Raw genomic sequence first — 9,694 nt, 5'->3', positions numbered from 1 at the left:
GGGCGCCGTGCATACGGGGGTAGGCGCGTCAGCGCCTCAGGGGGAGCCCTCAATCATTCGCGTAGATATCCACATCCTTGGTCTCGCGCAGGAACAGCGTGCCGATGATGGCCGTGGCGCCCGCGATGACGATGGGATACCAGAGGCCGCTGTACATGTTGCCGGTCTGGGCCACGATGGCGAACGACATGGTGGGCAGCAGGCCGCCGAACCAGCCATTGCCGATGTGGTACGGCAGGCTCATGGAGGTATAGCGGATGCGGGTGGGGAACAGCTCCACCAGCATGGCGGCGATGGGGCCGTAGACCATGGTCACGAGGATGACCAGGTAGGTCAGGATGGCGACCATCATCACCTTGTTCATCTTCGCGGGGTCGGCCTTGGTGGGATAGCCGTCCTCGGCCAGCACCTTGGCCACGGTCTTCTTGAACTCGGCGTCCTTGGCCTTGGCTTCCTCGGGGCTCAGGCCCTTGACGGAGAACGAGGGGATCTCGGTGCTGCCGATGCGGATGAAGGCCGTCTTGCCGGGCGCTGCGTCCTCGGAGTCATAGCTGACCGAGCCGGCGGCCAGCAGCTGCTTGGCCACGTCGCAGGAACTGGTGAACTTGGAAGTGCCCGTGGGATTGAACTGGAACGAGCATTCCTTGGGATCGGCAACGATCACCACCTTGCTCTTGGCCTGGGCCGCGGCCAGGTCGGGGTTGGCCGCCTCGGTCAGCGCCTTGAACACGGGAAAGTAGGTCACCACGGCCAGCACGCAGCCCAGCATGATGATGGGCTTGCGGCCTATCTTGTCGGACAGCGAACCGAAGATCACGAAGAACGGCGTGCCGATGATCAGTGCCGCCGCGATCAGCAGGTTGGCCGTCACCGCATCGACCTTGAGCTGCTGGGTCAGGAAGAACAGCGCATAGAACTGGCCCGTGTACCAGACGACAGCCTGGCCGGCGGTCAGGCCGATCAGCGCCAGGATCACGATCTTGAGGTTGCGCCACTGGCCGAAGGACTCGGACAGCGGAGCCTTGGAGACCTTGCCCTCGGCCTTCATCTTCTGGAAGGCTGGCGACTCGGACAGCGTCATGCGGATCCACACCGAGATGCCCAGCAGCACGATGGACAGCAGGAAGGGGATGCGCCAGCCCCAGTCCGCGAAGGCCTGCTCGCCGATGGAGGTGCGCACGCCCAGGATCACCAGCAGCGACAGGAACAGGCCCAGCGTTGCCGTGGTCTGTATCCACGAGGTGTAGGCGCCGCGCTTGCCGTGCGGCGCGTGCTCGGCCACATAGGTGGCCGCACCGCCGTACTCGCCGCCCAGGGCCAGGCCCTGCAGCATGCGCAGGCCGATGAGGATCACCGGCGCCGCCACGCCGATGCTGGCGTAGGTGGGCAGGATGCCGACGATGAAGGTCGACAGGCCCATGATCAGGATGGTCACGAGGAAGGTGTACTTGCGCCCGATCATGTCGCCCAGCCGCCCGAACACCAGTGCGCCGAAGGGCCGTACGATGAAGCCGGCCGCGAAGGCCAGCAGCGCGAAGATGAAGGCCGATCCCGCATCGAGCCCGCTGAAGAATTGCTTGGCGATGATGGCCGCCAGCGATCCGTAGAGATAGAAGTCGTACCACTCGAATACCGTGCCTAGCGACGAGGCAAAGATCACCTTGCGTTCTTCCGGAGTCATGGGCCGCGGGGTCGCCTTGACCCCCGCGCCTTGCGATGCGTTGATAGCCATGTCTGTCTCCTTGATTTATTGAATATTTAGCGGGCTTGCCATAGGCCCGCCGATTCACTATCCGCCTGCCTGCTGACGCGAATCTGACTCACCTCTTACAGAAATTGACGGCGAACTGAACGATTTCTTACTAACTCAGCAGCAACCCTGATGCCGTCTTTTTCCATGTGAAAAGCACCGTAAAAACCCTGGCAAACCATGCTGCACTGCGTAAGCACTCGGTCAGAAGCGCTTTCCAGAATGCGCCGCAAGGCTGCAGATCCATGGGGCTGCCGCCGCGATTCCAACTTCAGGAGACAAACCATGACCGATCCGGTGGTAGACAAGATACAGCGCCATCCCAAATACCAGGAGCTGCGGTCCAGACGCAATCGCCTGGGCCTTTTTCTGACGCTGCTGATGCTGGTCGTTTATTACGGCTATATCGCGCTGATTGCCTTCGACAAATCCTTTCTGGCCCAGCCCATTGGCGCGGGCGTGACCTCGCTGGGCATTCCTATCGCCATGGGCGTGATCGTGTTCTCGGTGATCGTCACCGGCCTCTACGTGCGCCGTGCCAATGGCGAGTACGACAAGCTCACCCAGGACATCCTGAAGGACGCCACGAAATGAAGAATTCCGCACAACGCATGCTGCTGGCGCCCGCCGTGGCGCTGGCCCTGACGGGGCCCGTGCTGGCCGCCGGCGGAGATGTCGGCGTGGCCGCCAAGCAGGCCACCAACTGGACCGCCATCATTCTCTTCACGGCCTTCGTCGTGGCCACGCTGTGGATCACCAAATGGGCCGCGGGCCGCACCAAGTCGGCGGCCGATTTCTACACGGCCGGAGGCGGCATCACGGGCTTCCAGAACGGCTTGGCGATTGCGGGCGACTACATGTCGGCCGCCTCCTTCCTGGGCATCTCGGCCTCGGTCATGGCCAGCGGCTATGACGGCCTCATCTACTCCATCGGCTTCCTGGTGGGCTGGCCCATCCTGACCTTCCTGCTGGCCGAGCGCCTGCGCAACCTGGGCAAGTTCACCTTCGCCGACGTGGCCGGCTACCGCTTCTCCCAGACGCCGTTCCGCGCTTTCGCGGCCAGCGGCACGCTGGTGGTGGTGGCCTTCTACCTGATCGCGCAGATGGTGGGCGCGGGCCAGCTGATCAAGCTGCTGTTCGGCCTGGACTACTGGATCGCCGTGGTGCTGGTGGGCGGCCTGATGATGATCTACGTGCTGTTCGGCGGCATGACGGCCACGACCTGGGTGCAGATCATCAAGGCCTGCATGCTGCTGGCCGGCGTGACCTTCATGGGCTTCATGGTGCTGGCCAAGTACGGCTTCAGCCCCGAGGCGCTGTTCGCCGAAGGCGTGCGCGTGCGCTCCGAGATCGCTGCCAACAACGGCGCCGACCCCTCGGCCGCCGCCAAGGCGGGCCTGGCCATCATGGGCCCGGGCGGCTTCATCAAGGACCCGATCTCGGCCATCAGCTTCGGCATGGCGCTGATGTTCGGCACGCTGGGCCTGCCCCACATCCTGATGCGCTTCTTCACCGTGCCCGACGCCAAGGAAGCGCGCAAGAGCGTGTTCTGGGCCACGACCTGGATCGGCTACTTCTACGTGCTGATCTTCATCATCGGCTTCGGCGCCATCACCCTGGTGCTGACCAACCCCGAGATGGCCGACACGGTCAAGGGCGTGATCCACGGCGGCGCGGGCACGGCCAACATGGCGGCCGTGCTGGTGGCCAAGAGCGTGGGCGGCGACGTGTTCTACGGCTTCATCTCGGCCGTGGCCTTCGCCACCATCCTGGCCGTGGTCGCGGGCCTGACGCTGTCGGGCGCCTCGGCCGTATCGCATGACCTGTACGCCACCGTGATCAAGAAGGGCAAGGCCGACAGCGCCGCCGAGCTGCGCGTCTCGCGCATCACCACGCTGACGCTGGGCGCCATCGCCGTGCTGCTGGGCATCGTGTTCGAGAAGCAGAACATTGCCTTCATGGTGTCGCTGGCCTTCGCGGTCGCGGCCTCGGCCAACTTCCCCCCGCTGCTGCTGTCGGTGCTGTGGAAGGACTGCACGACCAAGGGCGCCGTGATCGGCGGCTTCATGGGCCTGGCGTCCTCGGTGGGCCTGACCATCGTCTCGCCCCCGGTCTGGGAAGCCACGCTGGGCAACCCTGCAGGCTCGGCATGGTTCCCCTATGCATCACCCGCGCTGTTCTCCATGACCATCGGCTTCGTGGGCGTGTGGCTGTTCTCGGTGCTCGACAAGAGTGCCCAGGCCACCAGGGAACGCGCCGTGTTCCCCGCGCAGCAGGTGCGTTCGGAAACGGGTCTGGGAGCTTCGGGCGCCTCCGGCCACTGAGCTGCCGAAGCGGCAACCACGCACAAGCCGGGCCATGCGCCCGGCTTTTTTCATCCCTCGCCACACCAGAGACACTCAGTTTGATCGGCTGGAGAAGCCTTTTGAGCGGATGGGCGATGTCCTGCGTTTTCCCCGCCCCTAGACTCGGGGGTCTGCCGAGCGCTTCGTGCAGCATGACTTCTCTCTTCAACGCACAGGATCCATCCGACATGCAACTCACCAGCCAAAGCTTCCAGGACGGCCAGGCCATCCCCGGCGAATTCGCGTTCGCCGTGCCCGATGCGGCATCCCACGTGGCGCTGTCGTCCAACCGCAATCCGCACCTTGCCTGGAGCGGCGCACCGGCGGGCACGCAGTCCTTCGTCGTGGTCTGCCACGATCCCGACGTGCCCAGCCGCGGCGACGATGTGAACCAGGAAGGCCGCGAAGTGCCGGCCAGCCTGCCGCGCGTGGACTTCTTCCACTGGCTGCTGCTGGACATTCCGGCCGCCACCACCGAGATCGCGGCAGGTGCCCAGTCCGACGGCGTCACGCCGCGCGGCAAGAGCGGCCCGGCCGCCCCCGGCGGCCTGCGCCACGGCGTCAACGACTACACGGGCTGGTTCGCGGGCGATGAGCAGATGAAGGGCGACTACTACGGCTACGACGGCCCCTGCCCCCCGTGGAACGACAGCATCGTCCACCACTACGTCTTCACCGTCTATGCGCTGGCCACGCCCACGCTGGCGGTCTCCGGCGAACTGACCGGCGCCAATGTGCGCGCGGCGCTGCAAGCCGGCCAGGTGCTGGGCAAGGCCAGCATCACCGGCCTGTACAGCCTGAACCCTGCGGTCTGCGCCGCTTGAACCTGAACGGCGACCCGGTGCCCGGCAGCCACTGGCTGCTGCCTTCTGCCGCCCCCGTGGTGCGGGCCGGCCTGTGCAGCCTGGCGCAGCCCAGCCTGCGCCAGGCCCGGCATACGCCGCGCTTCCTGTTCCATGAAGCCTGCCTGCTGCTGGTGGCGGCAGGCAGGCTGGACCTGCACGACGGCAGCCACCAGACCACGGTGGACACGCCCTCTTGCCTGCTGCTGGTGCAGGCGCATACCAGCGCCGATCTGATGAAGACACCGGGCAGCGGCGGACAGCCCTTTCGCTCCGTGCTGCTGGCACTGTCGCCCGAGCTGCTGGAGGCGTTCCACCGCACACGCGCCCAGCCCGCAGCGCTGCCGCTGGACGAGCAGGCCTTTCGGCAACTGCCGCTGGACGACGACCTGCAAGACGCTCTGCGGCAGGTGCTGGCCAGCGTACCGTCGCCGACTCTCAGCGACGAACGGCTGCGCTACCGGCTGATGGACCTGCTCGCCGCGCTCGCGGAGCGCGGCCACATCCTGCGCCGCGCGGGCCCGCCCGGCACGGCCTCGCGCCTGCGCACCCTCATTGCCCAGGCGCCCCAGCAGCACTGGACAGCGCACAGCGCCGGCAGCGCGCTGGCCATGAGCGAGGCCACGCTGCGCCGGCGCCTGGCCGGCGAGGGCGTCCGCTTCGAGGAACTGCTGGTGGACACGCGCATGCACCACGCCATGCTGCTGGTGCAGACCACCGGCTGGAGCCTGCAACACATCGCCCAGGCCTGTGGCTACCAGTCGCGTGCGCGCTTTTCGGAGCGCTTCCGTGCGCGCTTCGGCTATTCGCCGTCCGCCTTGCGCTGATGCAGCGGGGCCGGCGTCCCGCCGGCCAGCCTGCGCAGCTTGATGAAGGCCAGCGCTGCCATCACGGCGTCGTTGAGCGCGTCGTGGGCCTCGCGCCGGGGCAGGCCCAGATCGGCCATCAGCGTGGCAAAGCGCAGGTCGATCTCGGGCGCCTGCTGCTGCCAGGGCAGCAGCTGCCGGAAGCGGTGGTCGTAGTACAGGGCCGAGACCTCGATGCGCTCGTTGGGCAGGCCCGTGCCCAGCCAGGGGCGCAGCACGCGCTCGATCATGGCCACGTCGAATTCCAGGTAGTAGCCGACCAGCGGCCGGCTGCCGATGAAGCGCAGCAGCTGCGCGAGCGCGTCCTCGATGGCCAGGCCCCGGGCCAGGTCGCGCTCGCGCAGGCGGTGGATGCGCACGCTGTCCGCTGGCACGCTGCGCGAGGGGCGCACCAGCAGCTCCAGGCGCTCGCTGGACAGGATGCGCTCTCCCACGATGCGCACGGCGCCGATGGAGACGATCTGGTCGCAGCGCACGTCCAGGCCCGTGGTCTCGCAGTCCAGCGCCACCCATTCGCCGGGCGGCGGCGCACCGAAAAGGAAGTCATAGGCGGGGTCCGCCAGCCTGCGCCGCTGCCAGTTGCGCCGCAGGCCCGCCACCCATTTCGACAGGGGTGCCGCGCTCATACCGCGTCCAGCCGCAGGCGCTGGCGCAGCAGTTCCCGAAAGCGCCGCACCACGGCCAGCGTGTCCTTGAGCAGATCACGCTCCAGGCTGCTCAGGCGCGCCGGGTCCACATGGCCGGTGACGGGCCGGCCCAGGTCGATCTCGGCCAGGCCCGCCTGCAGGCGCAGGCCCATGAGAAAGTGCAGTCCTTCAAGCAGTTCGCGGCCCTGGACTTCATCGAGCACGCCTTCGGCCACCAGGGCCGCCAGGCGCTCGGCCGTTCCCGTGGCGGCGATGTGGTGGGCCAGCGCCAGGCTGCGCACGCCGTGGACGATGGGAAAGATGCCGGCCTTCTTGAGGTGCACGGGCGCCCCCTCGTCACCACGGCCCAGCAGCCGCTCCCACCAGCTGCCCGGCTCGTGCGCGAAGGCGTCGACGGCCGAGGCAAAGCGCGCCACCTGGGCGTCGCTGTCCAGGGCCAGCGCCATCAGGTCCCGCCGAACCTGCGCCAGCAAGGCTGCATCGCCTGCCACGGCGTGGGCGTCCAGAAAGATGGCCAGGTGCATCAGCCCTTGCGGGCTGGGCAGGATCAGCCATTCGCGCACACGACGGCCAAAGTCGGCCACCGTGCCGCGCCACAGCGGATTGCTGAGCATGATGCCGCCCGGGCATTCGGGGTAGCCGAAGCGCTGCAGCTGCGCGGAAAAGCGCGCGCAGATGGCATCGAGGTCCTGGGGCGGCGCATAGCCGTCGCGCAGCAGCAGGCCGTTGTCCTGGTCGGTCTTGAGCAATTGCTCGCCGCGCCCCTCGCTGCCCATGACGAAGAGGCAGCTGTGGGCCACCAGGTCCGGCGGCGCCAGCATCTGCCAGGCACGCTCGAACAAACGGGCATTGAGCTGCTGCACCAGGCGCGCCATGAGGGCAATGCGCGTGCCGCCCCGGTGCAGGGCGGCCACCAGGCGCGTGATCTGGGCGGCGGCCTGCTCCAGCGCCTGCAGGTCGGCAGCCTGCTCGATCTGCACGGTGATCAGGTGGGAGTGGTTGGCCAGGAAGCTGAACAGGTCCAGCGCCTCCAGGATGCCCAGCACCTGGCCCTGTGCATCGAGCACGGCCAGCCGGTGCACGCGCGCACGCAGCAGCACGACCAGGGCATCGCCCAGCTGGTCGTCGGCGCGCACGGTGAACACAGGCTGGCTGGCGAACTCGCCCACGGCCAGCCGCTCCAGCGGGCGGCCGTCAAGGATGGCGCGCTGCAGCGTGGTGCCCGTGAAGATGCCCAGGCCGCCCTGCGGCAGTCCCGAGACCAGCACGCTGGTCGTGCGCTCTGCATGGAACAGGCGCACCACGGAGACAATGTCGGTGGCCGCATCCACCACATGGGCGGCGCGCAGATAGGCCTGGTCCACGCGCGCCAGCGTCAGCGACTGCAATTCGTGCCGGTCGGCGCGCTGGGCCAATGTGCCCAGCTTGTGGCCCAGGTCGGAGAACAGCAGGGCGCCAAAGGCCGTGTTGCGCGCGATCAGCTCGCCCACGGTTTCGCGCGCAAGCTGGTAGGCGATGAGCTCCTCGGCCACGGTGAAGCGGCTGCCTGTGCGGCCGGCCACCAGGGCGCGGCCGTCGAAGCTGTCGTCGGGGCCGTAGCTGGCCAGGACCTCGTCGCCCTCGGTCTGCACCACATGGCCCTTGATGATGACGAAGAGGTGGGTGGGCGCCGAGCCGGCGTCCAGCACCACGGCGCCCTCGGGGAAGTAGGCGATGTCCACGCCATCGCGCACCAGCGCCTGTTCGTCGGGCGTGAGGCAGTCGAAGGGCGAGGCGGCGAAGTTGAAGGCGTTGGGCATGGGGCGGGGCCGTTGTTCCAGCCCCGCCATTCAAACCTTCAGGCCTTGCTCCACGCTTGCAGCCGCATCCCAGCCGCTGTCGAACCAGCTGTCGCCTTCCAGGTAGGCGCGCAGCATGGGCAGGCTGTCCAGGCCCCAGAAGAGGCGGCCGTCGACTTCCCAGGCCGGCACGCCGAACAGGCCTTGCGCGGCCGCGGCGTCGGTGTTCTCGCGCAGCAGGCGCTTGGCGTTGTCCGCCGCATCCGTGCGCAGCTGTGGCGCCAGCGTGGCGCGCAGGGCGTCGAGCCGCGCCGGGTCCAGCGCGTCGGCGCCGCCCAGCCAGACATGGCGCAGCACCGTGCCCGCGACAAAGCGGTTGACCGTGCCGTCGTCGCTGCATTCCAGCGCCAGGCGCAGCAGCGGCAGCGGGTTGAACGGATGGCGGGCCGGCATGTCCAGCCCCACGCCCATGGCATGGCCCAGCCAGCTCACATGGCGGTAGGTCCACTCGCGCTTGCCCGCGATGCCGGCCGGCCCCGGGTTGGCATGGCGCTGCAGCAGCGCGCCCAGCAGCACGGGGCGGTACTGCATGTGGTGGCTGATGCCCTGCAGGGCCTGAGGCAGTTGCTCGAAGGCCAGCCAGGCATAGGGCGAGACGAAGTCGAGATGGAAGGTGATCTGCTTCATGGCGGCAGGCTCCTGCAGTGCAGTCCAGGGGGTCTAGGGGACGGCGACCGTGATGCCCGCACGCTCGAGCAGCGCGTTCCAGATGACCAGGCGCTGCGACGCATCGGACTTGGACCAGGCACGGATCTCGTCGATGGTGCGAAAGCACCCTTCGCAATGGCTGCGGTCCGGCGTCATGCGGCAGACCGAGATGCAGGGCGATGGCACGGGCTCGTCGTCAGCGCGCGCAGCGAAGGCTGCGCCGGCCTTGTGGGCCAGCATTTCCTTGGGGCCCATCATGCCGCCACCTCCTGCACCACGTCGGCCCAGGGCGCACCGGCCAGGGCCTGCAGCGCGGCCGGCGTGGCCGCGAACACCGCATGCGGATGGCCGGCGGCCGCCCAGACCGTGTCGAAACGCTGCAGTTCCCGGTCCACCAGGGTCACGGGCGTGTTGGCATGGGCCACGGGGCTGACGCCGCCGATGGAAAAGCCCGTCTGCGCCTTGACGAAGTCGGCATCGGCACGGCCCACGGGGCCGACCAGGGCGGCGACCTTCTTCTCGTCCACGCGGCGGTCGCCCGAGGCCACGACCAGCACGGCCACGCCGTCGCTGCGGCGGCGGAAGATGATGCTCTTGGCCACCTGGCCCACGAGGATGCCCAGCTGGTCGGCCGCTTCCTGGGCCGTGCGCGCCGCGCCGTCCAGCATGCGCGGCCCCTCGCCATGGCCGGCCTGCTGCAGGAAGGCCGCCACGCGCTGCACGCCTTCGGGAAGATGGTGGAGTTCAGATCCGCACAT

General features: G+C 68.1%; 10 protein-coding genes. 4 read left to right on the top strand and 6 right to left on the bottom strand.

What is annotated here, in order from left to right:
- Positions 1-49: 49 nt before the first annotated feature.
- A complete protein-coding gene (locus DTS01S_RS19970) occupies positions 50-1,732 on the bottom strand; it encodes an MFS transporter (protein WP_016450047.1) in 1,683 nt (560 codons plus the stop codon).
- A gap of 303 nt (positions 1,733-2,035) precedes the next feature.
- Here DTS01S_RS19970 and DTS01S_RS19965 point away from each other — a divergent pair, with 303 nt between their 5' ends.
- The 4 genes from DTS01S_RS19965 to DTS01S_RS19950 all read left to right on the top strand — a co-directional run bounded on the left by DTS01S_RS19965 (position 2,036) and on the right by DTS01S_RS19950 (position 5,764).
- Positions 2,036-2,344: a DUF485 domain-containing protein gene (locus DTS01S_RS19965; protein WP_012207753.1), complete on the top strand. Its 309-nt coding sequence runs from the start codon at positions 2,036-2,038 to the stop codon at positions 2,342-2,344.
- On the top strand, positions 2,341-4,074 hold the full coding sequence (locus tag DTS01S_RS19960; RefSeq protein ID WP_017407743.1) for a cation acetate symporter: 1,734 nt from the start codon (positions 2,341-2,343) through the stop codon (positions 4,072-4,074). The genes DTS01S_RS19965 and DTS01S_RS19960 overlap by 4 nt, the downstream gene beginning before the upstream one ends.
- A gap of 209 nt (positions 4,075-4,283) precedes the next feature.
- Positions 4,284-4,919, top strand: coding sequence for a YbhB/YbcL family Raf kinase inhibitor-like protein (locus DTS01S_RS19955; protein ID WP_017407742.1), 636 nt, complete (start codon positions 4,284-4,286; stop codon positions 4,917-4,919).
- A complete protein-coding gene (locus DTS01S_RS19950; protein ID WP_017407741.1) occupies positions 4,916-5,764 on the top strand; it encodes an AraC family transcriptional regulator in 849 nt (282 codons plus the stop codon). Before DTS01S_RS19955 ends, DTS01S_RS19950 begins: the two co-directional genes overlap by 4 nt.
- On the opposite strand, the gene DTS01S_RS19945 is transcribed toward DTS01S_RS19950, so the two are convergent.
- From DTS01S_RS19945 to DTS01S_RS19925, 5 genes are read right to left on the bottom strand one after another with little or no spacing between them, the layout of a single operon-like run.
- Complete coding sequence (locus DTS01S_RS19945) at positions 5,740-6,429, bottom strand: 3'-5' exonuclease (RefSeq protein WP_061288581.1); 690 nt, start codon at positions 6,427-6,429, stop codon at positions 5,740-5,742. The genes DTS01S_RS19950 and DTS01S_RS19945 overlap by 25 nt on opposite strands.
- Positions 6,426-8,279 (bottom strand): putative nucleotidyltransferase substrate binding domain-containing protein, encoded by a 1,854-nt coding sequence (locus tag DTS01S_RS19940; RefSeq protein WP_016450042.1) that lies wholly within the window; start codon positions 8,277-8,279, stop codon positions 6,426-6,428. The genes DTS01S_RS19945 and DTS01S_RS19940 overlap by 4 nt, the downstream gene beginning before the upstream one ends.
- Positions 8,280-8,915 carry a DsbA family protein gene (locus DTS01S_RS19935; RefSeq protein WP_017404205.1) on the bottom strand — a complete coding sequence of 212 codons (636 nt, stop codon included), beginning with the start codon at positions 8,913-8,915 and terminating at the stop codon, positions 8,280-8,282.
- Positions 8,916-8,948: 33 nt separating this feature from the next.
- A complete protein-coding gene (locus tag DTS01S_RS19930) occupies positions 8,949-9,194 on the bottom strand; it encodes a DUF1289 domain-containing protein (protein WP_016450040.1) in 246 nt (81 codons plus the stop codon).
- Entirely contained in the window at positions 9,191-9,694 is a 504-nt protein-coding gene (locus DTS01S_RS19925; protein ID WP_016452780.1) for a YbaK/EbsC family protein, read from the bottom strand. The genes DTS01S_RS19930 and DTS01S_RS19925 overlap by 4 nt, the downstream gene beginning before the upstream one ends.

This window comes from Delftia tsuruhatensis NBRC 16741 (genome assembly GCF_001571325.1).
GTDB lineage: Bacteria > Pseudomonadota > Gammaproteobacteria > Burkholderiales > Burkholderiaceae_C > Comamonas > Comamonas tsuruhatensis.
Note: the sequence above shows the minus strand (reverse complement) of the source record. Positions and strands in the feature narration are given on the sequence as shown.